The sequence below is a fragment of the Pseudomonas paraeruginosa genome (assembly GCF_003025345.2).
Taxonomy (GTDB): domain Bacteria; phylum Pseudomonadota; class Gammaproteobacteria; order Pseudomonadales; family Pseudomonadaceae; genus Pseudomonas; species Pseudomonas paraeruginosa.
Genome location: NZ_CP020560.1, coordinates 5,077,314 through 5,104,019, shown reverse-complemented (window position 1 = coordinate 5,104,019; position 26,706 = coordinate 5,077,314). Strand labels below are relative to the sequence as shown.

29 protein-coding genes, 2 tRNA genes and 1 pseudogene are annotated in these 26,706 nt (G+C 58.2%); 22 read left to right on the top strand and 10 right to left on the bottom strand.

Annotated elements, in window-relative coordinates; genetic code table 11:
* Nucleotides 1-173: 173 nt before the first annotated feature.
* The 20 genes and pseudogenes from B7D75_RS30050 to B7D75_RS24085 all read left to right on the top strand — a co-directional run.
* Nucleotides 174-500 (top strand): annotated as a pseudogene (locus tag B7D75_RS30050) (tyrosine-type recombinase/integrase); the annotation flags it as partial.
* 25 nt (nt 501-525) lie between these two features.
* Nucleotides 526-771, top strand: coding sequence for a FitA-like ribbon-helix-helix domain-containing protein (locus B7D75_RS24180; RefSeq protein WP_107114498.1), 246 nt, complete (start codon nt 526-528; stop codon nt 769-771).
* Complete coding sequence (locus tag B7D75_RS24175; protein ID WP_003156873.1) at nt 768-1,187, top strand: type II toxin-antitoxin system VapC family toxin; 420 nt, start codon at nt 768-770, stop codon at nt 1,185-1,187. The genes B7D75_RS24180 and B7D75_RS24175 overlap by 4 nt, the downstream gene beginning before the upstream one ends.
* A 366-nt stretch (nt 1,188-1,553) precedes the next feature.
* Complete coding sequence (locus B7D75_RS29435) at nt 1,554-2,261, top strand: hypothetical protein (protein ID WP_162600468.1); 708 nt, start codon at nt 1,554-1,556, stop codon at nt 2,259-2,261.
* A 107-nt stretch (nt 2,262-2,368) separates the two neighbouring features.
* Entirely contained in the window at nt 2,369-3,289 is a 921-nt protein-coding gene (locus B7D75_RS24170) for a HamA C-terminal domain-containing protein (protein ID WP_107114497.1), read from the top strand.
* Between the two features lies 1 nt (nt 3,290).
* Complete coding sequence (locus tag B7D75_RS24165) at nt 3,291-5,402, top strand: DEAD/DEAH box helicase (protein WP_107114496.1); 2,112 nt, start codon at nt 3,291-3,293, stop codon at nt 5,400-5,402.
* A gap of 52 nt (nt 5,403-5,454) precedes the next feature.
* Nucleotides 5,455-5,976, top strand: a complete 522-nt coding sequence (locus B7D75_RS24160; protein ID WP_107114495.1) for a DarT ssDNA thymidine ADP-ribosyltransferase family protein — start codon at nt 5,455-5,457, stop codon at nt 5,974-5,976.
* A complete protein-coding gene (locus tag B7D75_RS24155) occupies nt 5,969-6,661 on the top strand; it encodes a DarT1-associated NADAR antitoxin family protein (protein ID WP_107114494.1) in 693 nt (230 codons plus the stop codon). The genes B7D75_RS24160 and B7D75_RS24155 overlap by 8 nt, the downstream gene beginning before the upstream one ends.
* Nucleotides 6,662-7,317: 656 nt before the next feature.
* A complete protein-coding gene (locus tag B7D75_RS24150; protein WP_004352675.1) occupies nt 7,318-7,590 on the top strand; it encodes a MerR family transcriptional regulator in 273 nt (90 codons plus the stop codon).
* Nucleotides 7,591-7,765: 175 nt separating this feature from the next.
* A complete protein-coding gene (gene pflM / locus B7D75_RS24145) occupies nt 7,766-8,056 on the top strand; it encodes a lysogeny maintenance protein PflM (protein WP_107114493.1) in 291 nt (96 codons plus the stop codon).
* A gap of 538 nt (nt 8,057-8,594) precedes the next feature.
* Nucleotides 8,595-9,029 (top strand): hypothetical protein, encoded by a 435-nt coding sequence (locus B7D75_RS24135; RefSeq protein WP_058174646.1) that lies wholly within the window; start codon nt 8,595-8,597, stop codon nt 9,027-9,029.
* A gap of 121 nt (nt 9,030-9,150) precedes the next feature.
* Nucleotides 9,151-9,402, top strand: coding sequence for a hypothetical protein (locus B7D75_RS24125; RefSeq protein WP_003115979.1), 252 nt, complete (start codon nt 9,151-9,153; stop codon nt 9,400-9,402).
* Between the two features lie 12 nt (nt 9,403-9,414).
* Nucleotides 9,415-9,663, top strand: a complete 249-nt coding sequence (locus tag B7D75_RS24120; RefSeq protein ID WP_003125072.1) for a major capsid protein — start codon at nt 9,415-9,417, stop codon at nt 9,661-9,663.
* Nucleotides 9,664-9,798: 135 nt separating this feature from the next.
* Nucleotides 9,799-11,073: an attachment protein gene (locus B7D75_RS24115; RefSeq protein WP_407692170.1), complete on the top strand. Its 1,275-nt coding sequence runs from the start codon at nt 9,799-9,801 to the stop codon at nt 11,071-11,073.
* Nucleotides 11,074-11,077: 4 nt separating this feature from the next.
* Complete coding sequence (locus B7D75_RS24110; RefSeq protein ID WP_003114150.1) at nt 11,078-11,434, top strand: DUF2523 family protein; 357 nt, start codon at nt 11,078-11,080, stop codon at nt 11,432-11,434.
* Nucleotides 11,435-11,437: 3 nt separating this feature from the next.
* Nucleotides 11,438-12,712, top strand: coding sequence for a zonular occludens toxin domain-containing protein (locus tag B7D75_RS24105; RefSeq protein ID WP_058174560.1), 1,275 nt, complete (start codon nt 11,438-11,440; stop codon nt 12,710-12,712).
* A 229-nt stretch (nt 12,713-12,941) separates the two neighbouring features.
* Complete coding sequence (locus B7D75_RS24100; protein ID WP_107114491.1) at nt 12,942-14,234, top strand: hypothetical protein; 1,293 nt, start codon at nt 12,942-12,944, stop codon at nt 14,232-14,234.
* Nucleotides 14,231-15,223 carry a phage integrase gene (locus tag B7D75_RS24095; RefSeq protein ID WP_107114490.1) on the top strand — a complete coding sequence of 331 codons (993 nt, stop codon included), beginning with the start codon at nt 14,231-14,233 and terminating at the stop codon, nt 15,221-15,223. The genes B7D75_RS24100 and B7D75_RS24095 overlap by 4 nt, the downstream gene beginning before the upstream one ends.
* Before the next feature lie 52 nt (nt 15,224-15,275).
* On the top strand, nt 15,276-15,554 hold the full coding sequence (locus B7D75_RS24090; RefSeq protein WP_003113526.1) for a type II toxin-antitoxin system RelE/ParE family toxin: 279 nt from the start codon (nt 15,276-15,278) through the stop codon (nt 15,552-15,554).
* Between the two features lie 11 nt (nt 15,555-15,565).
* On the top strand, nt 15,566-15,871 hold the full coding sequence (locus tag B7D75_RS24085; protein ID WP_034079919.1) for a HigA family addiction module antitoxin: 306 nt from the start codon (nt 15,566-15,568) through the stop codon (nt 15,869-15,871).
* Between the two features lie 150 nt (nt 15,872-16,021).
* Here the strand turns inward: B7D75_RS24085 and B7D75_RS24080 are convergent.
* Nucleotides 16,022-16,098 (bottom strand) — tRNA-Met (locus tag B7D75_RS24080).
* Nucleotides 16,099-16,234: 136 nt separating this feature from the next.
* Complete coding sequence (locus tag B7D75_RS24075) at nt 16,235-17,344, bottom strand: AraC family transcriptional regulator (protein ID WP_170870656.1); 1,110 nt, start codon at nt 17,342-17,344, stop codon at nt 16,235-16,237.
* Nucleotides 17,345-17,613: 269 nt separating this feature from the next.
* On the opposite strand from B7D75_RS24075, the gene B7D75_RS24070 reads away from it, so the two are divergent.
* Together B7D75_RS24070 and B7D75_RS24065 are read left to right on the top strand one after the other, a co-directional pair.
* Complete coding sequence (locus B7D75_RS24070) at nt 17,614-18,543, top strand: lipase family alpha/beta hydrolase (protein ID WP_012077421.1); 930 nt, start codon at nt 17,614-17,616, stop codon at nt 18,541-18,543.
* Nucleotides 18,544-18,623: 80 nt separating this feature from the next.
* A complete protein-coding gene (locus B7D75_RS24065) occupies nt 18,624-19,673 on the top strand; it encodes a lipase secretion chaperone (protein ID WP_079741366.1) in 1,050 nt (349 codons plus the stop codon).
* Nucleotides 19,674-19,744: 71 nt separating this feature from the next.
* On the opposite strand, the gene ychF is transcribed toward B7D75_RS24065, so the two are convergent.
* The 8 genes from ychF to lbcA all read right to left on the bottom strand — a co-directional run bounded on the left by ychF (nt 19,745) and on the right by lbcA (nt 26,598).
* Nucleotides 19,745-20,845 carry a redox-regulated ATPase YchF gene (gene ychF / locus B7D75_RS24060; protein ID WP_003151685.1) on the bottom strand — a complete coding sequence of 367 codons (1,101 nt, stop codon included), beginning with the start codon at nt 20,843-20,845 and terminating at the stop codon, nt 19,745-19,747.
* A gap of 43 nt (nt 20,846-20,888) precedes the next feature.
* The gene (gene pth, locus B7D75_RS24055) at nt 20,889-21,473 is read right to left on the bottom strand and encodes an aminoacyl-tRNA hydrolase (protein WP_003151683.1); all 585 of its coding nucleotides are present in this window, start codon (nt 21,471-21,473) and stop codon (nt 20,889-20,891) included.
* Between the two features lie 41 nt (nt 21,474-21,514).
* Entirely contained in the window at nt 21,515-22,129 is a 615-nt protein-coding gene (locus tag B7D75_RS24050; RefSeq protein WP_003151680.1) for a 50S ribosomal protein L25/general stress protein Ctc, read from the bottom strand.
* Nucleotides 22,130-22,245: 116 nt separating this feature from the next.
* Nucleotides 22,246-23,187, bottom strand: coding sequence for a ribose-phosphate pyrophosphokinase (locus B7D75_RS24045; protein WP_003099281.1), 942 nt, complete (start codon nt 23,185-23,187; stop codon nt 22,246-22,248).
* Between the two features lie 55 nt (nt 23,188-23,242).
* Nucleotides 23,243-23,317, bottom strand: a tRNA-Gln gene (locus tag B7D75_RS24040).
* A 36-nt stretch (nt 23,318-23,353) separates the two neighbouring features.
* A complete protein-coding gene (gene ispE, locus B7D75_RS24035) occupies nt 23,354-24,202 on the bottom strand; it encodes a 4-(cytidine 5'-diphospho)-2-C-methyl-D-erythritol kinase (RefSeq protein ID WP_107114489.1) in 849 nt (282 codons plus the stop codon).
* A gap of 1 nt (nt 24,203) precedes the next feature.
* Nucleotides 24,204-24,821 carry a lipoprotein insertase outer membrane protein LolB gene (lolB, locus tag B7D75_RS24030; RefSeq protein ID WP_033976148.1) on the bottom strand — a complete coding sequence of 206 codons (618 nt, stop codon included), beginning with the start codon at nt 24,819-24,821 and terminating at the stop codon, nt 24,204-24,206.
* 4 nt (nt 24,822-24,825) lie between these two features.
* Nucleotides 24,826-26,598: a proteolytic complex protein LbcA gene (lbcA, locus tag B7D75_RS24025; RefSeq protein ID WP_079385051.1), complete on the bottom strand. Its 1,773-nt coding sequence runs from the start codon at nt 26,596-26,598 to the stop codon at nt 24,826-24,828.
* Between the last annotated feature and the right edge of the window lie 108 nt (nt 26,599-26,706).

Below are 26,706 nucleotides of genomic sequence, written 5' to 3'. Positions count from 1 at the left end.
CTACCGGCGTCCCTGGCCCTGTTTCATGGGGTTTATGGATCGTCCCGGGACTGGAGTCGGCACACGCCAAAGAAAAAGGGTTTGGCTTGCGCTAACCCTTGAAGAACATGCCGGCTACACCGGGGCTTGAATCTGGGACATCAGCATTATGAGTCACTACAAGCCACCTGCTGATCCCAGGTGAGTTGGAGAGGCTGACATTCAAGGTGGCATGCCTGGGTCTGGCCGCCTGTTCAGGTCCTGCCGCGCCGCGTTCCGCTGCGCCTATCAGCGTTGCGGGTTCCAGACGCCGGGCCAGATGACCCATATCCTCCGCCGTACCTTCGCCAGCGACTACATGTTGGGGGAGAGGGGTCATCCTGGCTCTACAGCGGATCCTCGGACACTCCTCGATCACCATGACCATGCGGTATGCGCACCTATCGCCGGAGCATCTTGAATCAGCCATGCGTCTGTCGCCGCTCGCTCAGCTTGGACAGTCTGCTGTATGCTATCAGTGATTTCATTGATTGCACTGGAGGGAATATGGCCAGTATCACCATTAGAAATCTAGACGAAGACCTCAAGGCCAAGCTTCGAGTGGTCGCTGCGAACCATGGCCGCTCGATGGAAGAGGAAGTCCGGATAATCCTCGCCCAAGCACTTTCTCGGGAAGAGAAACGTAGTGGGCTGGGAAGCCGAATTCATTCCCGCTTTGCGTTGGTTGGTGGGGCTGATATCGAGGTGCCCGCTCGTAATACCAAGGCTCGGGCTGCGGACTTCGACGAATGATCCTGCTCGACACCAATGTCCTGTCAGAACTCATGAGAGCGAAGCCGGATCCGGTGGTGGTTGCTTGGGTCGACGCTCAACCTGTCCAGGATTTGCTCATCAGTTCGATCACGGTGGCAGAGATCCTCTATGGTATCGCCAGAATACCGGAGGGTAAGCGCAGGCAAGCACTACAGGACGTGGCCATTGCCATGTTCGAAGAGGACTTTGCCGGGAGGATCTTGCCATTCGATGCGGATGCCGCTGTTCATTACGCAGAGCTGGCGGCAGAGAGTGAGGGCAAGGGAAAGATAGCCGATATGGCTGACGGGCAAATTGCAGCGATAGCCAAGTTGCACGGCGTACCGGTTGCTACCCGCAATATCCGCCACTTCCAGAGCTTCGGTGTTGAGCTGTTTAATCCCTGGAGTGGCTGACACCAAATGCGAGCAAGGAGGCTGGTTGCAACTGTGGTCTTTAGCTTGGTAGACACGCTGTAGTCACTTGTAGTCACCACAGGCAAAAGAAAAGGGGTTAGCTTGCGCTAACCCCTTGAAAAATATGGTGGCTACACCGGGACTTGAACCTGGGACATCAGCATTATGAATCGCATGAGAGGCGCCCCGCGTGCCCTCAAAGTCTTGTAAATCGAGCATTTCAAAGGCGACAAAACCTCACAGAAACAGGCTATTTCTGACAATACGCTTTATGTAGTCACCCTAAACTCTTTACGGGTACTAGCCTCTCGCGCTAGCTTTGGACATGGCTACATGCCATGTATGGACGCTCTGTAGGGAAGGACCATGGGACTGGATGATCGCGAATGGATGCGTCGCGAGAGTAGTGAACGTCAGCGAGAGGGCTGGGCCCGTAAGTGGCCTAGGACCTTCCGCTGGAACGCCCTGCACTTGTTTGGCGGCATGATACTGCTCACGGTGCTAGCGCTGACTTGGCCTTCGCTCCGTTCTCTCGTAGATCGTTTCTCTGCCTCCGCGCCTGTCGAAGGCAGTGTTCCGTTTGCGGAAGGTCCTCAGGATCTTCCTGCACCTCCCCTTGAAACAGCCCAGCGGCCAACAGCGCCAGAGGCCCCAAATCGCCGCTCGCTGCGCGATTGCCTGAACGGTAGCAATGCTATCGATGAAAATGTGATCCGTTGCCAGAACGGTGGCGAGCTGCCGCGCGCCCGTGCTCCGCAGAAAGCGTCTGAGCCCCAGGGCATGGTTTCTCAAGAATACCTAGCGCAGTTTCAGGCTGAGCGAGACCAGCGAATAGCTCGGCAGGGCAGTGCTCAAAACACCCCGGAGCGTGATTCTCAGTGGATAAAGAGATGGGGTGGCGGCAGCGGCTATCTGGCTGAGTGGCTTGTTGTTAACAACGTAATTGATGGCGCAACTGTTTGCCGGAACCAAGGCTGGGGTTCCATTGAATATCGGGAGTGCCGAAAGGGCGCAAAGGTACATTTTCGGGAGCAATGCCGCGCCTGGACCACTCGGATTGGAGCCATCAAATGAAGGAGCGGTACTGTACCGCAGAAAGCTCTTTTAGCCCGATGGGCTGAGTAGGCTGGTTGCTAAGTGTCTCTAATGTGAATTTTTTGGATCACGGCTAGGGCTAGAGCATGGATTTTGAAGTTTTAGTTAATAGCTCACTTCTTGAGGCTTTTCCGGGAAATGAATTTCTATCTGGAAAGAATAAAAGAGTGCTGAGTTTAATTAATGACTATGAAGATAAGAGGTGGCGCTTCAGGAAGTTTCAGGAATTTATATGGAATAATATATCCGAAACTTCGTTATCTTATCGAGAACGAGAGATTCTAAGTGGACAACCTCAGTCAACTTTGATTGCTGCGGCCAAAAATTTGAGGCTTACGGACAAAGAGGGGGATATTAGTAAAGGCAGTGAGCTCGCTGAGATTGTACTTTATGGAATCATGAAGCATCAATATGACGCTCTGCCAGTTGTCCCTAAGATATTTTACAAGCAGAATAGTCAGGATAATGCCAAGGGCGCGGATAGTGTGCATCTAGTACTAGAAGGGGATGATGATTTTTCCCTTTGGTTTGGCGAGGCAAAATTTTATAACAATATAGAGGATGCACGTTTAGCTAAGATAATCGAATCTGTGGGTAATTCTTTAAATACAGATAAGTTAAGAAAGGAAAATAGTATTATAACTAATGTCTCGGATATAGATTTTCTTGATCTTGATGAAAAGCTAAGGGGGAGAATAAGAAAGGCTCTCTCTAACAAAGAGTCTATAGACTCTTTGAAATCGAAGATAAATATCCCCATTTTGCTTTTGCATGAGTGCGAAGTGACCGCTGTCGCGCACTCCGCAGATGATGAGTACAAAGAAAAGATAATTTCCTATCATCTTGGGCGCGCAAAGTCTTATTTCGAAAAGCAAATAGAGAGTCTTTCTAGTGCTATTGCCTATTATGAAAAAATCAAGTTCCATGTGATTCTTTTTCCGGTACCAAGCAAGTCGATTATTGTTGATAAATTTGTAGAAGGTGTTGCCTATTACAAGGGGCAGTGACATGGATAGCTTTGAACATTGCCATGAAATTAACGAATTGATTTTGGCTGGAAATGAAGGTGACGCTAGAAATAAACTAATAAAGCTCTTGGATTTCTTTGAGGAAAGCGGAGAAAAGTACACTCCTCTTGTTAATAGCTTGATCCGACAGCTTGGATTGTATCCTTATCTAGATGTTGAAAGCGCATCTTGGCAGGATAAATACGTATTTGAGGCATTTAAGGTCGATGTTGGTGGCGGCAGCAGGCTTACCTTACATCGCGAGCAGTCTTACTTATTGAATAGCCTCTTGGATGGAAAGGATATAGCAGTAAGTGCGCCTACCAGCTTTGGGAAGAGCTTTGTAATTGACTCTTTCATTTCGATTAAGAAACCCAGCAATGTGATGATAATTGTTCCGACTATTGCACTTACTGACGAAACTCGGCGAAGAATTAATAGAAAGTTTGGCTCTGAATATAAAATCATAACCACGGGGGAGCAGGGTTTGTCTGCGAGGAATATTTTTATATTTCCTCAGGAGCGTGCAATAGGCTATGTTGATAAGATAGAAGAGCTAGATGTCCTAGTTATTGATGAGTTCTATAAAGCGAGTCCAGCCTTCGATAAGGAAAGATCGCCAGCGTTGCTTCGAGCAATTTTGAAGCTCGGCAAAAAGGCAAGGCAGCGATATTTTCTTGCGCCAAATATAAGTGATTTAAGAGGCAGTATATTTACCGAGGGTATGGACTTTTATAGTCTAGACTTTAATACAGTATTTTTGGAGAAATTTGAGCTTTATAAGAAGATTGGCGGAGATGGAATAAAGAAAAGTATTGAGTTGATATCTATTCTAAGAGAGGCAAAAGGTAAGACTTTAATTTATGCGGGCACCTATACTAATATCGATAAGGTGTCGACTCTAATAATAGGCCATTTTAGATCGGGTGAAAATAGAATTCTACTTTCGTTTAGTAAATGGTTGGCCGAGAACTATGATCCAGCGTGGACGCTGACTAGCTTAGTCACTAGGGGCGTTGGTATTCATAATGGGCAACTTCATCGGTCCCTAAGTCAGATTCAGATTAAACTATTCGAAGATGAGGCTGCGCTTAAAACGATAATTTCAACTTCATCGATTATTGAAGGGGTAAACACTTCCGCAGAAAACGTTGTGCTTTGGAGTAACCTTAGTGGTCAAGGGCGTGCCAAGATAAAGGATTTCTCTTATCGAAATATAATTGGTCGCGGCGGGCGGATGTTTAAGCACTTCATAGGGAAGATTTACATTCTAGAGCCTCCGCCTGAATCCACGAGTGCAATGTTAGAACTATCTGTTCCTGATGATCTCGTTGGTGATGCAGAGATGGAGAACTATTCTGATGCACTTTCGCCTGAGCAGATTGCTAAGATCATTAGCTACAAAGAGGAAATGGGTGGTATATTAGGGGAGGAAGTTTTTCGCAGCCTGCAGCGCGACGGTGTGTTCCAAAGTAGCAACTCATATTTGGTCATGGATATTGCTAAAGATCTAAAGCTTAATTCTAGCTCGTGGAACGGGCTCGGGTTTCTTAACTCTGCAAATCCGGAAAATTGGGATAGATTGTTATATCGGGTTCTGAAGCTTCAACCAGGAGCTTGGGGCATAGAGCACACGCGATTTGTGGGATTTGTAAAAATTCTCTCTGGAAATTGGAGTCTTTCAATCCCTGAGTTGTTGAGTCGGCTAGAGGTGTTGGATATTGGAGTTGATAAGTTTTTTGATCTAGAGCGTAAGGTGACTTTTAAACTCGCTTCTCTATTGGGTGATGTTAATACAATACAGAAGGAGATATTTGGTGATGCCGCTGTCGATGTGTCTCCATTTGTTTCCAAGGTTTCACATGCTTTTCTTCCGAAGGTTGTTTATCAGTTGGAAGAATATGGTTTGCCTAGGATGATATCTAAGAAGATTAATTCTGCGCAGTTGATCGACTTCGAAAATGATGGGCTGGATATATATGGGGCTATTAAGGAGCTGCAGTTCATTGGATTTGAAGGTTTGTGTAAGGAAGTGCCACTTCTTGGTTATTTTGATAAATACATACTGAAATACTTCTTTGATGGAATAAGCATTGGTGGTGATTTGACCTAAAGTTAGGCCCTATAGGGCAGTTGTCGTTTGCGACGTACGCATTGGAGGCGTTATGAGAAATCTGCTTAAGAGTTATAATGTTTCTGCCTTGTGGCATTTCACCGACAAAAGGAATCAGGCTTCAATTTTGGCTAACGGGGGGCTGCTTTCGTGGGCGGAAGCCGTAAGGCGACGGCTCGTTGTACCTGCTCCAGGGGGAAATGATTGGAGCCACCAAGCAGATCAGATGTTTGGTGTTGATAAATTTGTTCATTTGGCCTTCATAAAGAATCACCCTATGCTTCATATAGCAAAGAAGGAAGGGCGAATAGAAAGTCTTATATGGGTAGAGATCGACGTTAGTGTTCTTGATCTGGCGGGTGTGATGTATACTAATGATGTTGCAAACAAGTCGGGAGTCGAAATTTTGAGCTCCGACCAAGCGAAGACTGGTGTGGATTTCCAAGCACTTTATACCCGTATGGATTGGAGTGATGAGGAAGTAATGAGAAGACGACGCTGTGCTGAGAAGTCTGAAGTTCTAGTGCCAACTATTGTCCCGATTGATTATATTAGAGATTTTCATAATGGCTAGTCGTCCAGTTTTTATTGCTCAGGGAAAAGAAGATAAGCTGGTCCTCGAGCGTGAGATTGGTTTTGCGTGGAATCCTGGGTTTGCTCCAATTCAGAAGAAGAAGAATATTTCTGCTATGCATTCGGCAGCAGAAAAAATCGGATTATTCCCCTTGTTAGAAGTTTCAACAAAATCTGAGCTTGAGTTGGGACGAAGATTGAGTGCTTTTAATCTAAAAATTTCTACAGATGTTGGTGAGATAAGTATCGAGTCTGCATTTCAAGGTAGTAAGGTTTTTAAGGCTGGCGGGCCGTTTACTGATATTTATAAAATGGATAGTCGCTCTGCAAAAAAAGATGAGCGGCTAAAGAATTCTGGGCAGTTAGTCGGATTTGATTTTTTTGGTCAAAAATGGCCGTTGATTCCGAAGACTGCATTCTATGATTGGCTGTATTTGTCGGCTCTTCAGCCGCATCAAGATTTTCTGAAGAGACTTTTTTCTTTTGCTGGATTTACAGATATTGAGTTTAATCCTGAGAAGTCAATAAACTGCCAAGCTAGAACGTGTGCTCTTTTAGTTTCGCTCCTGAAGTTAAATCTTTTGGATGAGGCTCTTAGGTCCCAGGCTGATTTTATTATGATGGTGGCTTCTGATTCTTTTTCGCAGAAACACTCTTTGGATTTGCGTCAACACCAGTTGTTATGAATGAAGTAGTATCAGAAAGCAGTTGAGTTTTCGCACTTAGGAGCTTTTTTGACTTTCTTCATGCTATTTTCGTGCAATATAGTTCCGCCCGGCAAAACGTAGCCAGAGCCTAGCGGCAATGAGAAAAGTTTGCTGTTATCTAGCTATAATTGCAACCATCAGTGGATAAATGCAGGTGAAACCTGCGATTCTGCCTCACTTCTCCCTGGCGGATTTATCACGGGCAAACCAACGCCTAACGGCTCTCTGAGTTATTTCTATCCCGTCTCTTGTTCGGCCAAGTTTCGATCAGCCTCTTCGTAGTCAGGGCTAATTTCTCCATTGGCTGGGTCAATCCTGCCCGTGCGTAACCACAGAGAGTACTGAGGATAGTGCTCTGCAATGAGATCAAGCTCATTGGTACGGAGATTTGCCCTCTTGTCGTACCGGATGGTTTTGCACCGTTCTTCCTTTATGCCTGTGGCTAGGCCTACCTCACGGTGGCCCAGTTTAGACATAAAGATGCGAACTCTTTCTTGTGTTGATTCCATATTGGTCTAAAAAAAATCTTGTGGAATTATTCCACTATTCATAGTGAGTGGTAATATTCCACTTATCTTGTGGAAATATTCCACCTGCTCGGCGTGTGCAGGTAGCAGCGATTATAGGGGGTTCGCATGGAAGAGTCTGGAATAGTGGGGTTCACCGTCACAGGTGCTGTGGAAAAGGTTACGGACTTCCGCACCGCGCCGTTCTGCTCGCAGGCGGTCTTCGCGCAGATGCTGGGCCTGGAAGACATCACGGAAGACGTGGTGCGGGGCTGGGTGGAAACCAAGACGATCCCGACTGCCAAGATTGGCCGTCGCCGCGTGGTGAACCTGCACCGTATTCGCCGTGACCTCGACCGGGGCAAATCGATCTTCTGCCAGGGTGATTACGATGCCGAGTGATCGCCCAGTGCCGATGGAAACCTTCCAGTTCTGCTTCGCGGGCATTGTCGGCGGCGTCTCCGGCAGGGTTGTGACCTGGGGCGGCCTGACTGTCGATATCGACCGGATAGAGAATGCTTGGCTTCGTCGGGCCATTGAAGACTATCGCTGTGGTCGTAGGGGGCAGAAATGAGCCATGGCCGCCAGTCCCTATTACCTACGCCAAACCCACGCCCCGGACTGCGGCTGCTCTGTGTGCTGGTCCGCAAGGCAGGCCATCCCATTGCACAACCCGTCGCCGTGTCCGGACTGCCGGCCCCCTGGGCTGCCCTATCTGGAAGGTGGCCGCTGGCTCTGCCGTTCCCGTTCCTTCTGCGCGAAACACGATCCGTCCCGGCGTCCGCCGAAGTACTGGCACGTTGTGTACGACAGCGGGAAACCCACGCCCTTCGTGCCAGTGCGCGAAGCGTTCCAACTGGAGGGCTGACCCATGCTCGCTAACACCCTGAAAGCGCTGGTCCTGCTCTGCCTGATCCAAGCCGCCCGCACCATGGCTGATCCGGTCAAGGGCCGCGCTCCCGGCTCGTCGGAACAGCTTCACCGTTCCGGCGAACGGAAGCACGGGCGGAGCGCACCCTTGAACGCCTCCCCCCTGAAACAGCCTCCGCCGGGGAGTGTGGGGCAGCTTCTCCGCCCCGCGCTCCCGAGCCCTCGGCGGCAAGAGCGGGATGACAAGGGCAGAGCCCTTGGTGTTAACAGACTTGAAAGTTATTCATTTCGGCGAAAATCGAAATGCTCGTTACTGCACTTTGTTGCTCAATAAGTTCAGTAGCTTGATATTTCCTCAGAAACGATTTTAGGCGCTTTATCTGTGTTGATATAGCTCCACTAGAACTCGTTGAAACTCGGTAAAAAAGGCTCTTCTTTTCCTAAGTAATCACTTCCGCTGAATCACCGGCACATGAGCCGAATTGCAGCAGCGGGACAACTCACGCCGAAAAAGGCGAATTGAAGGAGAAACACCGATGAACATGTTTGCAACCCAAGGCGGCGTCGTCGAACTGTGGGTCACCAAGACCGACACCTATACCTCGACCAAGACCGGGGAAATCTACGCCTCGGTCCAATCCATCGCCCCGATCCCGGAAGGCGCCCGTGGCAACGCCAAGGGCTTCGAGATCAGCGAATACAACATCGAACCGACCCTGCTGGACGCCATCGTCTTCGAAGGCCAGCCGGTGCTCTGCAAGTTCGCCAGCGTGGTCCGCCCGACCAAGGATCGCTTCGGCAACATCACCAATACCCAGGTCCTTGTGGATCTGCTGGCCGTGGGCGGCAAGCCGATGGCGCCGACCGCCCAAGCCCCGACCCGCCCGCAAGCACAGGCCCAAGCCCCGCGCCCGGCCCAGCAGCCGCAGGGCCAGGACAAACAAGACAAGTCCCCGGACGCCAAGGCGTAAGCCGTAGGAGGCCGCGATGCTCCGCTATCTCTCGCTGTTCGCGGTAGGTCTGGCCACCGGCTACGCCTGGGGCTGGATCGACGGCCTAGCGGCCTCCCTGGCTGTTTGAGGACTGATCGCTATGTCAGGCGTTGTCGCTGTGCAGGTGTGTACCGCATGGACCTCGACCCCCGAGGGCTTCATGGCGTGTCGCGAACTCGCATGGCAACAGGCCTACCTGATTCCGCCCGAGGCCGCTGGATACGTGGACATCCTGGTCAACGGTGGTTTCTCCCCGGAAGCCTTCGGCATCGGTGCCGCTGGCGTCCTGGGATCGTTCGTGACGGGGCTTTTGATTGGCTGGGTCGCGTCACTTCTTCGTAAAGCCAAGTAGAGAGGAAACACCATGAAAGCAATGAAGCAACGCATCGCCAAGTTCAGCCCGGTCGCCTCGTTCCGCAACCTGTGCATCGCCGGTTCCGTCACTGCCGCGACTTCGCTGCCGGCCTTCGCCGGGGTGATCGACACCAGCGCGGTGGAGTCGGCGATCACCGATGGCCAGGGCGATATGAAGGCCATTGGCGGCTACATCGTCGGCGCCCTGGTGATCCTGGCCGTCGCCGGCCTGATCTACAGCATGTTGCGCAAGGCGTAACGGGTGCTCTGGTCGGTGTGGTTGGGGGCGTTCTTCGCCGGCGCCTTCATCACCGGGTACCGGACCGGCGAATTCTTCTAACCGGACAGACCGAGGCGGAAGCCCCCTCCGGAGTTTCCGGCAGGGGGCTTTTTCATGGGTGACTGGATGAGTAACAACGCACGTTCCGGCCTTGGCCGACTTCTTTCGCTGCTGGGTCTGCTGGTCTCGCTGCTGTGGCATTCCTTGGCGAACGCGGACTTCTACCAATGGCAGATTTCCATCCCCGGAGAGCCCACGGCCTTCTTTCCATCCTATACGGCGGCGTGCCAGTACTACTTCGATAACACGTCGGCCAACTGGCTAAAGAAAATCAACAAACTGAGCTACAAGGAAGTTCAGTGCAGTGTTTCGGGTACTGGCGGAATCACTTGGCAGACGTCGACTACCATCTTGACTGGCGATAGCTGTCCTCCAGAGCAAGAGCTCGATCCGGCCGATGGCGCCTGCAAGCCGCCGCCCGAAGAGTGCAAGGAAGGCGAATTGTTCCCGGCCAAGGGCCCGGACTCGCCTGTTGTCACCTCGGGCGGGCGGAACTATGTCGGCGACGGCGGCGCACCGAGCGCCTGTTATCAAAGCTGCGAGTACGGCGGCAACCCCAGCCCGGCCAGTTGCTATCTGGTCAAAGGCTCCACCACGACCGGCTTCTGCAATTACATCCTCAAGGGCACCGGACAGAATTGCGGTGCCGATTCCTACACCTTCGCGCAGACCGGCGATTCGCTGAACCCACCCGACACCCCGAACACCGATCCTTCCGACCCGAACGACCCCGGCTGTCCGCCCGGCTGGTCGTGGTCGGGGACTACCTGCGTCAAGACCCCGACCGATCCCACGGATCCAACCGACCCGACCACGCCGGGCGGTGATGGCAATGGCGGTGGAAACAACAACGGCGGCGGCAATGACGGTGGCACCGGCAATGGCGGCGACGGCAGCGGGGGAGGGGACGGCAACGGCGGGGGCGATGGTAGCGGCGACGGTGACGGCAGCGGCACGGGCGGCGATGGCAACGGCACCTGCGACCCGGCGAAAGAGAACTGCTCCACCGGCCCCGAAGGCCCCGGCGGCGAACTCAAGGAACCCACGCCCGGCACCTGGGATGACGCCATCGCCACCTGGGAAAAGAAGGTCGAGGACGCCAAGCAAGAACTCAAGACCAAGGTGAAGGCCAACGTCGACCAGATGAAGGGCGCCTTCGACCTCAACCTGGCGGAAGGCGGCGGGCAACTGCCCTGCGAGTCCATGGCCATTTGGGGAAAGTCCTACTCCCTCTGTATCTCCGACTACGCCGGCCAACTCTCCAGCCTGCGCGTGGCGCTGCTGCTAATGGCCGCGCTGATCGCCGCCCTCATTCTGCTGAAGGACTGACCCTATGGAATGGCTCTCCGGTTTTCTCGATCAGATCATCGCCTTCTTCCAGTGGATCTGGGATTTCTTCGCTCAAGGCATCTATGACTTCGTGCGCGACGGACTGGTGGTCGCCACCAAGGCGTCGATGTACGCCGCGCTCCAGACCCTGATCCTGCTGATCGATGTCAGCTACACCGCCGCCCGCGAACTGATCGACAGCCTTGGCGTGCCGCAGATGATCCGCAGCATGTATGCCGCGCTGCCGGGGCCGATTGCGGCGGGGCTGGCCTTCTTCGGCGTGCCGCAGGCGTTGAACATCATCATGGTCGCGGCGGCGACGCGCTTCTGCATGCGCTTCGTGCCGTTCATTGGGAGGTGAACCGTGTCGATCAAGATCCACCACGGCCCCAATGGCTCCTACAAGACCTCCGGCGCGATCCAGGATGACGCCGTGCCCGCGCTGAAAGACGGGCGGGTGATCATCACCAACGTGCGCGGCTTCACCCTGGAGCGGGCCTATCAGGTCTTCCCGGACCTGCCCAACACGGCGGAAATCATCAACCTCGATCTGGAGTCGCTGGAAGACCTCGAAAAGATGCGCACGTGGTTTCAGTGGGCGCCCCGCGGGGCCTTCCTGATCTTCGACGAAACCCAACTGCTGTTTCCCAAGTCCTGGCGGGAAAAAGACCTCGAGCGTTTCGACTACCCCGGTGGACCGGAAGCGGCCCACGCGGCCGACCGTCCCATGGGTTGGCTCGACGCCTGGACCCGGCACCGGCATTTCAACTGGGACATTGTCCTCACCACGCCGAACATCTCCTACATCCGCGACGATATCCGCATGACCTGCGAGATGGCCTACAAGCATTCCAACCTCGCGGTGATCGGCATTCCCGGCCGCTACAAGGAGGCCCAGCATGACGCCCAACTCAACCGTCCGCCCGCCGATGGCACCATCATCGAATACAAGCGGATCCGAAAGCAGACCTTCGCCCTCTACCAGTCCACGGCCACCGGCAAGACCCAAGACACCAAGGCGGGCAAGAGCCTCTTCCGGTCGCCTAAGCTGGTTCTTCTACTGGCATTGCTGGCCGGCACTATTGGCTTTGTCTGGTATATGGGGCCTCTGCGCACGATTGGCGGTCCGGCTGCTGCGACACCTGCCGACGCTCCTGGCGACCCTGTTCAAGCCCCTGCTGCGCCCGCTGCTGTGGCTGCTCCAACGCGTCCTGCTGCGAATAGCCTTCTTCCTCCTGGGCTTGTACCTGATGGGCCTGCTGCTGCGCCTGTTGATCTGAACGCCCATCCCTTCGCCGATCGGCGGATCTCCATCCTTGCCCACGCCTACCGCAAGTCGCGGGGCGACATTTACCTGTTCGCCCTGGACGATCCCACGGGCCGGCGCCTGGAACTCACCAGCTGGCAACTGATCGGCTCCGGCTACCGGGTGACGCCCAAGGGCGAGTGCGTCGTAGAGCTTCGCTATGAGGAGTGGAAACAGACCGTCACCTGTACCGGGAGGCAGCCCGGCGCGGTGGCCAGCATCGCTCCGGCAGCGCCTGTTGCCGCCTCCGCAGACGCACTGGCCAGGGGCCAGTCGCCGCTGACCATCGTCCCCGATTCCGAATATGCCTCGCGGCCCTGGAGGCACAAATGATCGATTGGGAATTCCTCGTCCCGGTGGCGATGGGCTGGGCGCTGCATCACTGGTGGACGGTGATGACGGCGCTAGCGGCGGTAGGGGTGCCGCCATGAGGGGCGGGCCGCGCCGCCGGCCGGGAGCGCAAGGCATGAGCGATAGGCCGAAGGCGCGGCCGACGCCCCTGTAACACGTCAGATAACCCCCGATCAGCAACCCCATAGAACCTCATTAACGGGTAAAGAACATGAAGACTCCGATCCATCCAACCCGACTGGTCCTCGAAGAGAACGGGGATTTCCACAAGTCCCCGAAGGGGATGCTTTTCATGGACCCGCTCAATGGACAGTTCACCGACCTGTCAAGCGTGCGGATCCTGCGGTGTGGTGTGGACACCGTGCGGCAGTTGTACAACGGCAAGTTGCGCCCGGAAGTGATGGCGCTGTTCGACCTCTCGGTGGATGTGGTCGAGTTCGCCGGCTACGAATGGTCCAAGGGCCGTATCGGTCGCGACTCTGGCTATCAGTACCGCCTGCAGAACGCCGAAATGGGCCTGATCCTGCTGATCAAGAACCACAATATCAAGGTTGACACCATTGGCTCGCACCTCAAGATCGAGGTGTCGCCCCACGCCATTGACGGCGCCGATCCGCACATTCTCCAGGGCGTGCTGGATGACTTGGCCGCTGCCGTGCTGAGTCACTGCGAAACCAACCAAGCAGCCGTGCATATCGCGCTGGATGTGCAGGGCTGGACGCCTCCGGCTGATCTCGTTGATCGCATGCACTGCCGCTCGCGTCGGGTACGGCAAATCAGTGGGATCGAGCGGATCGAGTTCGACGGCAACGCCTCGGTCTACGGGCGTGGCGAGACGTACATGTTCGGCTCGGCCAACGGCCTGCAACTGTCGATCTATAACAAGACCCTCCAGGCTCGGGCCACCGATAAGCTCGACTATTGGGAAAGCGTGTGGGCGACCTTGAACGGGGATCCGTTCGGCGATGGCGACCCGGCCTATAACCCCCTGGAAACGGTGTGGCGGATCGAGTTTCGCTATCACCACTCCATCGTCCAGCAGTTCTCTGAAGGCTCGCGTATGGCCTCGGGGGAGGCCATTGGCTGCCGCACCTACGAAGGCCTTTGCCCGCACCTACAGGGGCTGTGGAACTATGCCTGCGAGGCATTCCGTGTGCTCTCCCGGGAGGGCATGTATGACGCCTTCTGGAGCCTGATCAGCCAGGACGCTCGCGTCCAGGTCGAGTGCGATCCTCTGATCGAGCGCACCGAGTATCGGCGCTATTACAAGACTGCGAAGGGCTTCAGCGGGCGTAACTGCGAGATGTTCCTTGGCCAGTTCGTGAGCCTGATCGCGCGGGAGCGTGTCCCGGCAAAAAAGGCTATTGAGTCCGCCCGCAAATTGGAGTTCTGGCACGTTATCGAAGACCACTATCTCGCCAAGGGTTGGACTCGTCGCGATCTGGAAAGGCATATCCACAAGCTCATGTGTGATCGCTATCTGCGCAAGGGATATGCGATATGACGGCACGCAAAGAAGGCAAGACGTGGACGGCGGATTTCTATGAGAACGGTCGCTCGGGCCGTAGGGTCAGAAAGTATGGGTTTTTGACCAAATCCGCCGCGATTCGCTATGAGCAGGACTTTTTCGCCGTGAAGGGTGAGACGGGCCGACCGCTGGATGATCGCCTCTCCGATCTGGTGAGGGTCTGGTATGACCTCCACGGCTGCACCTTGAAGGACGGTAAGCAACGCTTGGCGCGCTGCGAGGCGTTGGCGAAGCGGCTAGGGAACCCTCTGGCGTTCGAGTTCGATTCGTTGGCGTGGGCACGCTACCGGCAACGTCGCCTGACCGAGGTGAAGCCGGAGACGGTCAATCATGAGCAACGCTACCTGTCGGCGGTCTTCTCTGAACTGATTCGCCTGGGCTCCTGGCACAAGGAAAACCCGCTGGGCAAGGTCCGGCAAATCAAGACGGATCAGGTCGAACTGACGTTTCTGACCTTGGATCAGGTCGCTCGACTACTGGAAGAGTGCAAGGCCAGCACGAACAACCATACCTATCCGGTCGCGCTGTTGTGTCTTGCCACCGGAGCCCGTTGGGAAGAGGCGGAAAGCCTGACGCGGAGCGCTGTGCATGGCGGCAAGGTGCACTATCACCGGACCAAGAATCGGCAGAGCCGATCAGTGCCGATTCCGGCAGAGTTGGAGAGGCTGATGCTCAAGGTGGGCATGCCTGGGTCTGGCCGCCTGTTCATGTCCTGCCGCGCCGCGTTCCGCTGCGCCTATCAGCGTTGCGGATTCCAGACGCCGGGCCAGATGACCCATATCCTCCGCCATACCTTCGCCAGCCACTACATGATGGGGGGAGGGGATATCCTGACCCTACAGCGGATACTCGGCCATTCCTCGATCACCATGACCATGCGGTATGCGCACCTATCGCCGGAGCACTTGGAATCGGCGATGCGCTTTTCTCCGATTACTCAATCTGGCTACAAATTGACCACATGAGGATCTGTGGTAATCTGTAGTGAAGTTAACGCTTAACGTTAAGGGTTAATGAATGATTCTGACCTTTCGATGCGACGAGACTCGTCAGCTTTTTGAGACGGGTCTTTCGAGGCGGTGGGGAGCCATCCTCACAGTCGCTACGCGTAAGCTCGCAATGCTTCATGCGGCTACGGAGCTTCGAGACCTGCGCTCTCCACCTGGAAACCGGTTGGAGCCGTTGCAGGGAAAGCGGGCTGGCCAACATAGCATCAGGATCAATGACCAGTGGCGTGTCTGTTTCGTCTGGACAGATGCGGGTCCCGAAGAAGTCGAAATAGTTGATTACCACTGAGGAGGTGGACCATGGCTACCAATGGTATGCGCCCCATCCATCCTGGGGAAATATTGCGCGATGAGTTTCTGACGGAGTTGGATATCTCTCCAGCTGCTCTAGCACGCGCTTTGAACGTCTCCGCCCCGACAGTGAACGATATCGTTCGTGAGCAGCGTGGTATCTCCGCAGATATGGCGATTCGTCTGGGGCGTTACTTTGATACGTCCGCTCAGTTCTGGATGAATCTCCAGAGTGAGTATTCGTTAGCAACTGCTTATGCGGCGAATGGCGAGCAGATCGAACATGAGATTGAGCCGTTGCTTGCTCACGGATAGCGGTGACGTGGATCGGAGAGCCCCGCAGATGCGGGGCTTTTTTATGCGAACCGTAAATTGGTAAAGGGGGGCGTAGACGGTTTGTAGTCGGTTTGTAGTCTGCCGACCAAAACAAAAAGGGGTTAGCTTGCGCTAACCCCTTGAAAAATATGGTGGCTACACCGGGACTTGAACCTGGGACATCAGCATTATGAATGCTGCGCTCTAACCGACTGAGCTATGTAGCCGAGTGGCGCGCATTTTCCGTATCCCGGTGGGGACTGTCAAGCCCTGGCCATAGATAATTTTCTGTTCTTTCAAACGTTTAGACGGAAGGTTCGGCCCCGGTCGCTGGCTGCCGGGCTGCCGTTGCCTCCTTGCTGCCTAGGGGCGGCTGCGGGGAGCGGCGGTTTCCGCAGACCGCAGTTGCCGCCGGTACTCACCGGGCGTCTGCTGGGTCATCTCGCGAAACCAGCGGTTGAAGGAGGGACCTTCTCTGAAGTTGAGGCGTCGGCTGATGGTTTCTACGGTCAGGCCGTTGTCGTGCAGGAGAGTTTTGGCCAGCTCGATGCGGATATCGTCGACCAATTCCCGGTAGCTGCTGCCGGCCTTCTGCAATTGCCGGTGTAGATGGCGGCTGCTTATGCCGAGTTCTTCCGCGAGATGGTCGCGGGAGACGCTGCCTTCCATCAGTAGTACTCGCATGCGCGAGCGGATCTGGTCGAGTAGCGAGGGCGTGCCGTGGCGTTCGTTGAGCAGCAGATGGGCGTGACGCTCCAGGGTGGCTTGCAGGCCTGGATCGGGAGTGCGCAGGCGCAGGTTCATGACTGGAGCCGGGACCACCAGTGCCGACTCCGGCTGTTCGAACAGCACCGGGCAGCCGAAAATGGCCTGGTATTCGTCGAGGAGTGTCGGGTCGTCGGGAGCCGCATGGCGGAAATGCACGCGTAGCAGCAGGTCCCGCTTCTGCTCCCGGATCGATCGGATATGCCGCAGCCACTGGCCCAGCAGGAACTCGGTGGCGTGCCTGGCGAACAGCGGGTCGCAGGTATTGCAGCTCCAGCAGCAGAGGACGACGCCTGGCTCCTGGCGCAGTGTGGTGGTGCCGATGTTGCTCACCAGACGTTCATAGCGGGCCTTGGTGGTGAAGACCTCCTGCAGGGTGGCGCAGGTCTGTCCCAGATAGCCCAGTACGCCGAAGGCGGAGTCGCGCTCGGACTGGGAGGCATGCAGACCCATGAGCGGGTCGGGGTAGAGCGACAGGGCCTTGCGCAGGATGGTTTCCAGCAGTTGGGTGGGCAGCCAGGCATTGGGATCGGCCAGCAGGCTGTGCAGATTCAGGCCGAGTGCCTGGCCGATGGCTTCGGCGTCGATGTCGCGGGCACGCAGCGTCTCCAACGCGTCCAGAAGGATGCTGGCAAGGAAGAAACCCTCGGTCTTGCTCCCTTCGGCCATGGCATTGCGGGCAGCCGGACTCGGTGTGAAGTGCTTCATGCTGGTGTCTGGGGACTGGTGAGCGTTTCGTTGTTTCTCCATTTGTAGCTTGGCCGTGAAGGCCGCGCAATGTCGCTCCCGGGCGGATGACGCCACAGGGACATGTCCCAGACCGACAGTATCAATGTCCGTTTTCCTCATTTTCCCCGCCATGGCGCCTCCGTAATGCTTGTGTGGCCTACGGGCCGAATTGCCAAGACTGCCAAGAGGATGCCTCAGGGCTCCTTGCTCCCCGGCGACCGAAAGAACAAGCATAAAACGAGGTCCTTATGAAGAAACTGATAGCTCCCATGGTGCTGGTTGCTGCCGCAGTGGGTGCAGCCCCTGCTCACGCCTACTCCGATTATGCCAAGACCAAATACCCCATCGTCTTCGCGCATGGCCTTTTCGGGTTCAGCAACATCGGCCCGATAGAGTATTGGTACGGCATACCCAATGAACTCCGGGAGAATGGCGCGACGGTCTTCGTCACCGCCCAGGCGCCGGCGCAGAGCAACGACTCCCGGGGTGAGCAATTGCTGGCTCAGGTCAAGGAGATTCGGGCCATCACAGGCTCGGACAAGGTCAACCTGATCGGCCATAGCCAGGGAGGGATGACCATCCGCTATGTGGCCGGGGTGGCGCCAGAACTCGTGGCCTCGGTGACTTCCGTCAGTACGCCGCACAAAGGCACTCCGGTGGCGGACGTGGTCCAGGGCATCGCCTCGGTAGTAGGGCCTTTTGGGGCGGACGTCATTGCCGGTGCGGTGAACGCCATCACCTGGATGATCGACGCGCTCGGCGACGGTTCGGGCAGCGCGCAGAACTCGCTGGGCGCCATGCGCGACCTGACCAGCGGTGGTGCCCTGGCCTTCAATCAGCGCTTCCCTGGCGGGATACCGGCGACCGCCTGCGGCGCCGGTCCGGCCGAAGCCAATGGGGTTCGCTACTACTCCTGGGGGGGAGCGAAGCATCTCACCAGTGTCCTGGACCCTTCGGACTGGTGGATGAAAAGCGCCAGCCTGCTGATCTTGGGGCAGCCCAATGACGGCGTGGTGCCGAAATGCTCCAACCACCTCGGCATGGTGATTCGCGACGATTACATGATGAACCACTTCGATAGCGTCAACCATTTGCTGGGTATCGTCTCTCCGATCGAGACCAATCCGAAGACGGTCTATCTCCAGCAAGCGAACCGCTTGAAGCTGGCCGGGTTCTGACAGGTCCAGGAAGGAGCATCGCTCAGAAGCAGCCGGGGCCTGCCGGCCCTGGCGCTTGCCGCGACAGAACCGGAGTCCATATGAAAAGAACCGTGCTTATGATCCTTGGCTCCTGCGTATTGGCCGTGGCGGGCGCCGGACTGGGGTGGTGGCTGCAAGAGGCCCCCCCGGCTGCGCAACCGCAGAAGGTCGCCGAGGTGCCGCCGCGGCTCGCGACGCCTGCGGTAGCCGCCCCTGCCGTTTCCCGTGCCGCCACCGCGCCGCCCCGGAGCCTGCCGGCCTCGCTGCTGGGCACCGAGGTGAATTGTCCGGTCGAAACTGGAGCCGACGGTCATCTCCGCATAACCAAGGGGCTTCGACTGTGCTTCGACTATTTTCTCGCGGCCATCGGTGAGGAGCGTGTCGAGGTGCTAGCCGCGCGTATCCGCGCCGAACTGCGCAGCCGCCTGCAGGAGCCGGCGCGGGACGAGGCCGAGCAGATCCTGGCGGCCTATCTCGCCTATATGAGCGGTATGGCGGAGATCGAGCAGAGCGAGGGCGTCCAGGAGGCGGGGGCGCTGGACATGGGGGCCCTCCGCCAGCGGATGGAGCGGGTGCGGACACTTCGAATGCAGTATCTGTCTGCCGAGGTCATCGCGGCCTTCTACGGCGATGAGGACGCCTATGATCGCTATACGCTGGCGCGGTTGGAGCTCATGCGCAACAAGGAGCTTTCGCCGCAGGCGCGGGCGCAGCAACTGGCGGAACTGGAGCGACAGTTGCCGGATGACATCCAGGACTCGCTCAAGGCGATGAATCAGTACCTGAACCTGAAGACGCTGACGGACGACTGGAAACAGCGTGGCGGATCGGCGGAGGAGTTGCACCAGATCCGCCAGGGATTGTTGGGCGCGGAGGCGACCGCGCGGCTCGAAGTGTTGGACCAGGAAAATGCCTCTTGGGACCGTCGCATGGGCGATTGGTATGCGCAGCGCGACGAATTGCTGAAGACACCCGGGTTGAGCGAGGAGGATCGCGAGCGCCAGCTGGACGATTTGCGCCGGAGCAGTTTCGGCAACGAGGCCGAACGGCGACGCGTGGAGGCGCTGGAACGAATCCATGACCAGGCCCTGCTTTCCAAGCAGCCCTGAAGGTCGCGCAGGGAAAAAGAAAAGCCCTCTGGAGCGCTTGGCTTCAGAGGGCTTCTATACGGGCGGCGGGGTCAGACGTTGAAGCGGAAATGCATCACGTCGCCGTCCTTGACGATGTAGTCCTTGCCTTCCAGGCGCCATTTGCCGGCTTCCTTGGCGCCCTGTTCGCCCTTGAACTGGATGAAGTCATCGTAGGCGACCACTTCGGCGCGGATGAAGCCTTTCTCGAAGTCGGTGTGGATCACGCCGGCGGCCTGCGGGGCGGTGGCGCCGACACGGACGGTCCAGGCGCGTACTTCCTTCACGCCGGCGGTGAAGTAGGTCTGCAGGTTGAGCAGGCCGTAGCCGGCGCGAATCACGCGGTTCAGACCGGGCTCCTCGAGGCCGAGGGATTCGAGGAACATGTCCTTCTCCTCGCCGTCTTCCAGCTCGGCGATCTCGGCTTCGATCTTGTTGCAGACCGGCACCACCACCGCGCCTTCTTCCTCGGCGATGGCCTTCACCACGTCCAGGTGCGGGTTGTTCTCGAAGCCGTCCTCGGCGACGTTGGCGATGTACATCACCGGCTTGCTGGTCAGCAGGTGGAAGCTGCGCACCAGGCGCTTCTCCTCGTCACCGAGGTTCTTCAGCAGCGAACGCGCCGGCTTGCCTTCGGTGAAGTGGGGGATGAGCTTTTCCAGCAGGGCCTTCTGCGCCAGGGCTTCCTTGTCGCCGCCCTTGGCGTTGCGGGAGACTTTCTGCAGTTGCTTCTCGCAGCTGTCGAGGTCGGCGAAGATCAGTTCGAGGTCGATGATCTCGATGTCGCGCCTGGGGTCGACGCTGTTGGACACGTGGATCACATTGTCGTCTTCGAAGCAGCGCACCACGTGGGCGATGGCATCGGTCTCGCGGATGTTGGCGAGGAACTTGTTGCCCAGGCCCTCACCCTTGGAGGCGCCCGCCACCAGGCCGGCGATGTCGACGAACTCCATGGTGGTCGGCAGCACGCGCTCGGGCTTGACGATCTCGGCCAGGGCGTTCAGGCGCGCGTCGGGCATCGGCACGATGCCGCTGTTCGGCTCGATGGTGCAGAACGGGAAGTTCTCCGCCGCGATGCCGGATTTGGTCAGGGCGTTGAACAGGGTGGACTTGCCGACGTTGGGCAGGCCGACGATGCCGCAGTTGAATCCCATGCTATGTCCCTCGCGCGCAGAGGTGGGCGCTAGAAAAAGTGGATCAGGCCTTCTGGCTGTGCAGCTTCTGCATCGCCCGGGTCCAGTCCCCGGCGAGCATTTCCGGCAGCACGCCGAGGGCGAAGTCGATGCTGGTGTCGAGCAGCTCCTGCTCGCTGCGCGGGGCGCGGCCGAGCACGTAACCGGACACCAGGCTGCTGTGCCCCGGATGGCCGATGCCAAGCCGCAGGCGATGGAAAGAATTCTGATTGCCGAGCTGGGCGATGATGTCGCGCAGCCCGTTGTGCCCGCCGTGCCCGCCGCCGGTCTTGAGCTTGGCGACGCCGGGGGGCATGTCGAGCTCGTCGTGGGCCACCAGGATGGCGTCCGGGGGGATCCGGAAGAATCCCGCCAGCGCCGCCACGGACTGGCCGCTGCGGTTCATGTAGGTGGTCGGGATCAGCAGACGAACGTCCTTGCCCTGGTGGCTGAACTTGCCGACCAGGCCGAAATACTTGCGCTCAGCCACGAGGCTGATGCCCTGGGCATGCGCCAGGCGCTCAACGAAAAGGGCCCCCGCGTTATGCCGGGTCTGGTCGTATTCAGGACCCGGGTTTCCCAGGCCAACGATCAGTTGTACGGCAGTCACGACGGGAGCCCCTCTCTATAAAAAGGCGATCGAGTAATGAATTACTCGGCGGCGCCTTCTTCGCTACCTTCTTCCTTCACCACGCGGGAGGCGTGGATGTTGGCAACGGCCAGGTCGTTGCCGTGGGCCAGTTGTACCAGCTCGACGCCTTTCGGAGCCTTGAGGTCCGACAGGTGAACGATCTGGCCCAGCTCGACCTTGGCCATGTCGACTTCGATGAATTCCGGCAGGTCTTTCGGCAGGCAGGAAACTTCGACTTCGGAGATGGTGTGGGAGATCTCGCCACCGGCTTGCTTGACGCCAACGGCTACGTCTTCGTTGATGAAGTGCAGCGGTACGTGGGCGGTCAGCTTGTGGTCGGCGACCACGCGCAGGAAGTCGGCGTGCATCACGAAGCCTTTCGCCGGATGGCGCTGCAGGGCCTTGATCAGTACGGTTTCCTTGGCGCCGCCAACGTTCAGGGCGATCACGTGGCTGAAGGCAGCCTCGTTTTCCAGCAGCTTGGCGATTTCGCGCAGTTCCAGGGTAACGGACTGGGGCTCTTTGTCGCCGCCGTAGATTACCGCGGGAACCTGAGCGGCGTTACGACGCAGGCGGCGGCTCGCACCTTTCCCCAGATCGGAACGCACTTGGGCATTCAGAATAAAGTCGACCATTGTGTCTCTCCAAAAATAACAATGCGCCCGAACGCTTGCGACCAGCGTTCGGGCGATTTCAAAGGCCCCGCCGCAGCGGGGCGTTTTCGTTCAGGCGCGTTCGCCGAGGCTGGGCCTCAGCGGAACATCGCGCTGATCGATTCTTCGTTGCTGATCCGGCGCATGGCTTCCGCGACGACCGGAGCGATGTCCAGCTGGCGGATGCGGCCACAGGCCTGGGCAGCGGCGGACAGCGGGATGGTATTGGTCACCACCAGCTCGTCCAGTACGGATTTCTCGATGTTCTCGATGGCACGGCCGGACAGCACCGGGTGGGTGCAGTAGGCGATGACCTTGGCGGCGCCATGCTCTTTCAGGGCCTTGGCGGCGTGGCCGAGGGTGCCGGCGGTATCGACCATGTCGTCGACCAGCACGCAGGTGCGGCCTTCGACGTCACCGATGATGTGCATCACCTCGGACTGGTTGGCCTTGGGACGGCGCTTGTCGATGATCGCCAGGTCCACACCCAGGGACTTGGCCACGGCGCGCGCACGCACCACGCCACCGATGTCCGGGGAGACGATCATCAGGTTCTCGAAGCGCTGGTCCTCGATATCGTCCACCAGCACGGGCGAACCGTAGATGTTGTCTACCGGGATATCGAAGAAGCCCTGGATCTGGTCCGCGTGCAGGTCGACCGTGAGGACACGGTTGACGCCGACCACGGTCAGCATGTCGGCCACTACCTTGGCGCTGATGGCCACGCGGGCGGAGCGCGGACGGCGATCCTGGCGGGCATAGCCGAAGTAGGGGATGACGGCGGTGATACGAGTGGCCGAGGAGCGGCGGAAGGCATCGGCCATCACCACCAGTTCCATCAGGTTGTCGTTGGTCGGCGCGCAGGTCGGCTGAATCAGGAATACGTCCTTGCCGCGGACGTTTTCGTTGATTTCGACGCTGATTTCGCCATCGGAGAATTTGCCAACTGAAACATCGCCAAGAGGAATGTGCAGCTGACGCACGACGCGTCGTGCAAGATCGGGGTTAGCGTTCCCCGTGAAGACCATCATCTTGGACACGCTACAGGTACCTGTGTCGACCGAAGGGATCCGGATGAAATACAGAAGAGGAAAATGGCAGGGGCGGCTGGATTCGAACCAACGCATGGCAGGATCAAAACCTGCTGCCTTACCGCTTGGCGACGCCCCTGTGGTATTGCTCGAATGCCGTTTCGGCATTCCTTTCTCAGACCAGAGTTTCCAGCTTCCGGTGCAACATCGAGACGTTGCTTCCCTTGGCGACGAACCTCTGAAGGTGGTCTGGAAGAAGGGCCGAGACTTTATCAGCTTCAGCTTTGTTTGGGAAGCTCCCAAACACACAACCTCCAGTGCCGGTTAATCTAGCTGAAACAAATTTGTTTAGCAAGATCAAAGCGTTACGAACTTCTGGGTAACGCCTCTCGACTACCGGCTGACAGTCGTTTCGGCTGTCCCCCTCGAGAACGGTGCGCACTTTAATGGCGGGAGAATCGCGTGTCAACAGTGGATCTGAAAAAATTTCTGCTGTGCTGACAAGTACTTGCGGAACCACGACGAGATACCAGGGCTCCGGGATGTCCACCGGGGTGAGCTTTTCCCCCACGCCTTCGGCGAAAGCCGCGCGTCCGCGGGTGAAGACCGGTACGTCGGCGCCCAGGCGCAGGCCCAGGGCAGCGATGCGATCCTCGTCCCAGCCGAGGTTCCAGAGATGGTTCAGGGCCAGGAGCGTCGTGGCGGCGTCGGAGCTGCCGCCGCCGATGCCGCCGCCCATGGGCAGGCGCTTGTCCAGCCAGATGTCGACGCCTTGCGGGCTGCCGGAGGCTTCCTGCAGCACGCGCGCGGCGCGCACGATCAGGTTGCCGTCGTGAGGCACCCCGGCGATTTCCGTGTGCAGGCGTACCTGGCCGTCCTCGCGGGTTTCGAAAAGCAATTCGTCGCCGTGGTCGAGGAACTGGAACAGGGTCTGCAACTCGTGGTAGCCGTCGGCGCGACGGCCGAGGATGTGCAGGAACAGGTTGAGCTTGGCCGGCGCCGGCAGGCTGAGACGCACGGCCATGTCAGCGGCCGAGCTGGCGCGGCTGCCAGTCCTTGATCACCAGGGTGACATCGAGGTCCTGGCCGTGCAGCTTCAGGCGCTCGGGCAGCCAGTAGCCGTTCTGCTCGGCGTAGCGGGTGTATTCGATCTGCCAGCCGTCCTGTTCCAGGCGCGCCAGGCGGCTGTCGGCGTCGAGGGTCAGGCGGCTCTTGCTGTCCGGCGCGGGGAGGCCGCGCACCCACCAGAGCAGGTGCGAAACCGGCAGACGCCAGCCGAGCTGTTGTTCCAGCAGGGCTTCCGGGGATTCCGCCTGGTAGCGGCCCTGCCCGGCGACTTCCAGGCTCACCGCGCCTTCACGCCCGGTCAGGCGGGCGGCGCCGCGGCCGAGCGGGCCGGACAGGCGGATGTCGTAGTAGCCCTGGCGCTGCAGCCAGAACAGAGTCCCGCTGCCGGAGTCGCGCGGGGCGCGGATGCCGACCTTGCCGTCGATCTGCCAGGCATCCAGCTCGCTGAGCTGTTGCTTGTGGGTTTTCCAGGTCTGCGCATCGCCCTGGCCTTCCAGGGCTTCGTGGGAGGTCAGGCCGGCGCAGCCGCTGAGCAGGGCCAGCGCGGAGGCGGCGAGGAAAAGACGTAGACGCATGGCTTCAAGGGGTCTCGGCGCCGGTCAGGCGCTTGATGGTGCGGCGCAGCACGTCGCTGTCGGGCTGCTTGTCGAGGTATTCGCGCCAGATGGCCCGGGCGTCGCCCTGGCGCCCCTGGGCCCAGAGGACTTCGCCCAGGTGTGCGGCGACTTCGTGGTCGGGATAACGTTGCAGTGCCTGGCGCAGGTAGCGCTCGGCATCCGCCAGCTTGCCCTGGCGATAGTTGATCCAGCCCATGCTGTCGAGGATCGCCGGGTCGTCCGGGTTCAGCTTGTGCGCCTTGAGGATCAGTTCGCGGGCCTCGGCGTAGCGGGTGGTGCGGTCGGCCAGGGTGTAGCCGAGGGCGTTGAGGGCCATGGCGTTGTCCGGCTCGCGGGCGATGACGAAGCGCAGGTCCTTTTCCATCTGCGCCAGGTCGTTGCGCTTTTCCGCCAGCATCGAGCGGGTATAGAGCAGGTTGAGGTCCTCCGGATACTGCTTCAGGCCTTCCTGGATGGCCTGCCAGGCCTTTTCCTGCTGCTCGTTGCCGGACAGCGCCTCGGCTTCGATCAGGTACAGCTGGATGGCATAGTCGGGCTGTTCGCTGCGCGCCTTGTCCAGGCGCCGGGCGGCTTCGTCGACGCGCCCGGCCTTGAGCAGGACGTCGGTCTGGCGCAGTTGTGCCGGGAGGAAGTCATTGCCCGGGCCGACCTGGGCGTATTCGTCGAGGGCGCGTGCGGTGTCCTTCTGTTCCTCGGCCAGGCGGCCGAGGTTGAAGTGGGCGGCGTCGACATGGCTCTCGCGCTCGACCAGTTCCTCCAGGTAGACCCTGGCCTCGTCCCAGGCCTGGGCCTCCAGGCAGACCAGCGCCAGGGAAAAGCGCAGGTCGTCGTCGTCGGGGAACTGCTGGACCAGACCGGCGAACTCGGCCTTGGCTTCGTCCAGGCGGTTCTGTTCCACCAGCAGGCGAGCGTAGGCCAGGCGCACGCGCTTGTCGTCCGGGTGTTCCTTCATCCCGGCCTTGAGCAGCGGCAGGGCCTCGTCGCTGCGCTTCATGCTCTGCAGCAGGCGCGAGCGCAGCAGCAGCGGGGCGACGTCGTGACGGCTCGCGGAATTGTCCTCGAGCAGGCTCAGGGCCTCGTCGGGACGGCCGTCCTGTTGCAGCAGCAGGGCCTTGCCGAACAGCAGCTGGCCGTTGTTCGGGTACTTCTTCAGCAGGTGGTCGAAGCTCTGCAACAGGCCGGCGCGGGTGTCCGGGTCGGTTTCCGCGGCCGAGAGGGCGAGGAAATCGAAGTGCGTGTCGCCCTGGCCGTTGAGGACCTTTTCCATGTACACCATGGATTCCTCGTAGCGCCCGGCGCGGGCCAGCTGGATCGCGGCGGCGCGCTGGGCGTCGAGGTTGTCCGGCGCGCTGCGCGCCCAGAGCAGCGAGGTGTCGAGGGCTTCCTGATCGGCGCCGAGGTATTCGGCGATGCGGAAGGCTCGCTCGGAAACCCCGGGATCGCGGGTCTTCTGCGCCTGAACCACGTAGTTGCTCAGGGCGATGTCGAAGCGGTTGCGCTGCCCGGCCAGTTCGGCCACCAGCAGCGAATACAGGCTGTCCTCGCTGAAGGAGCCATACTTCTCCGGCTTGGCCTGGGTCTCGGCCGCGGTGTCTTCCACCGGCGGGGTGCCATCGGGGGTCTTGTGGGTAAGTGACTGGCAGCCGCCGAGCAGCAGCGTGACGGTCAGCAGCGCAAGGGATTTGTTCATAGAGGAAGAAAGCCGGCCTTGAACCTGCGAGGGTGGCGTCATCATGACATAAGCCGTCCGGCAAGCCCAAGGGGGCCGGGACGGGGCGTCGATGAAGCTGTCTATGGGGTCAATACATCGGCAGTGGTTGTCCTGCCCCTGGCGAAGTAGGAG

Excerpts from the sequence above, each read along its gene's own strand:
- B7D75_RS24180 (WP_107114498.1), top strand. The coding sequence starts at position 526 with ATGGCCAGTATCACCATTAGAAATCTAGACGAAGACCTCAAGGCCAAG.
- B7D75_RS24175 (WP_003156873.1), top strand. The coding sequence starts at position 768 with ATGATCCTGCTCGACACCAATGTCCTGTCAGAACTCATGAGAGCGAAG.
- B7D75_RS29435 (WP_162600468.1), top strand. The coding sequence starts at position 1,554 with ATGGGACTGGATGATCGCGAATGGATGCGTCGCGAGAGTAGTGAACGT.
- B7D75_RS24170 (WP_107114497.1), top strand. The coding sequence starts at position 2,369 with ATGGATTTTGAAGTTTTAGTTAATAGCTCACTTCTTGAGGCTTTTCCG.
- B7D75_RS24165 (WP_107114496.1), top strand. The coding sequence starts at position 3,291 with ATGGATAGCTTTGAACATTGCCATGAAATTAACGAATTGATTTTGGCT.
- B7D75_RS24160 (WP_107114495.1), top strand. The coding sequence starts at position 5,455 with ATGAGAAATCTGCTTAAGAGTTATAATGTTTCTGCCTTGTGGCATTTC.
- B7D75_RS24155 (WP_107114494.1), top strand. The coding sequence starts at position 5,969 with ATGGCTAGTCGTCCAGTTTTTATTGCTCAGGGAAAAGAAGATAAGCTG.
- B7D75_RS24150 (WP_004352675.1), top strand. The coding sequence starts at position 7,318 with ATGGAAGAGTCTGGAATAGTGGGGTTCACCGTCACAGGTGCTGTGGAA.
- pflM (WP_107114493.1), top strand. The coding sequence starts at position 7,766 with ATGGCCGCCAGTCCCTATTACCTACGCCAAACCCACGCCCCGGACTGC.
- B7D75_RS24135 (WP_058174646.1), top strand. The coding sequence starts at position 8,595 with ATGAACATGTTTGCAACCCAAGGCGGCGTCGTCGAACTGTGGGTCACC.
- B7D75_RS24125 (WP_003115979.1), top strand. The coding sequence starts at position 9,151 with ATGTCAGGCGTTGTCGCTGTGCAGGTGTGTACCGCATGGACCTCGACC.
- B7D75_RS24120 (WP_003125072.1), top strand. The coding sequence starts at position 9,415 with ATGAAAGCAATGAAGCAACGCATCGCCAAGTTCAGCCCGGTCGCCTCG.
- B7D75_RS24115 (WP_407692170.1), top strand. The coding sequence starts at position 9,799 with ATGGGTGACTGGATGAGTAACAACGCACGTTCCGGCCTTGGCCGACTT.
- B7D75_RS24110 (WP_003114150.1), top strand. The coding sequence starts at position 11,078 with ATGGAATGGCTCTCCGGTTTTCTCGATCAGATCATCGCCTTCTTCCAG.
- B7D75_RS24100 (WP_107114491.1), top strand. The coding sequence starts at position 12,942 with ATGAAGACTCCGATCCATCCAACCCGACTGGTCCTCGAAGAGAACGGG.
- B7D75_RS24095 (WP_107114490.1), top strand. The coding sequence starts at position 14,231 with ATGACGGCACGCAAAGAAGGCAAGACGTGGACGGCGGATTTCTATGAG.
- B7D75_RS24090 (WP_003113526.1), top strand. The coding sequence starts at position 15,276 with ATGATTCTGACCTTTCGATGCGACGAGACTCGTCAGCTTTTTGAGACG.
- B7D75_RS24085 (WP_034079919.1), top strand. The coding sequence starts at position 15,566 with ATGGCTACCAATGGTATGCGCCCCATCCATCCTGGGGAAATATTGCGC.
- B7D75_RS24075 (WP_170870656.1), bottom strand. The coding sequence starts at position 17,344 with ATGAAGCACTTCACACCGAGTCCGGCTGCCCGCAATGCCATGGCCGAA.
- B7D75_RS24070 (WP_012077421.1), top strand. The coding sequence starts at position 17,614 with ATGAAGAAACTGATAGCTCCCATGGTGCTGGTTGCTGCCGCAGTGGGT.
- B7D75_RS24065 (WP_079741366.1), top strand. The coding sequence starts at position 18,624 with ATGAAAAGAACCGTGCTTATGATCCTTGGCTCCTGCGTATTGGCCGTG.
- ychF (WP_003151685.1), bottom strand. The coding sequence starts at position 20,845 with ATGGGATTCAACTGCGGCATCGTCGGCCTGCCCAACGTCGGCAAGTCC.
- B7D75_RS24050 (WP_003151680.1), bottom strand. The coding sequence starts at position 22,129 with ATGGTCGACTTTATTCTGAATGCCCAAGTGCGTTCCGATCTGGGGAAA.
- ispE (WP_107114489.1), bottom strand. The coding sequence starts at position 24,202 with ATGGCCGTGCGTCTCAGCCTGCCGGCGCCGGCCAAGCTCAACCTGTTC.
- lolB (WP_033976148.1), bottom strand. The coding sequence starts at position 24,821 with ATGCGTCTACGTCTTTTCCTCGCCGCCTCCGCGCTGGCCCTGCTCAGC.
- lbcA (WP_079385051.1), bottom strand. The coding sequence starts at position 26,598 with ATGATGACGCCACCCTCGCAGGTTCAAGGCCGGCTTTCTTCCTCTATG.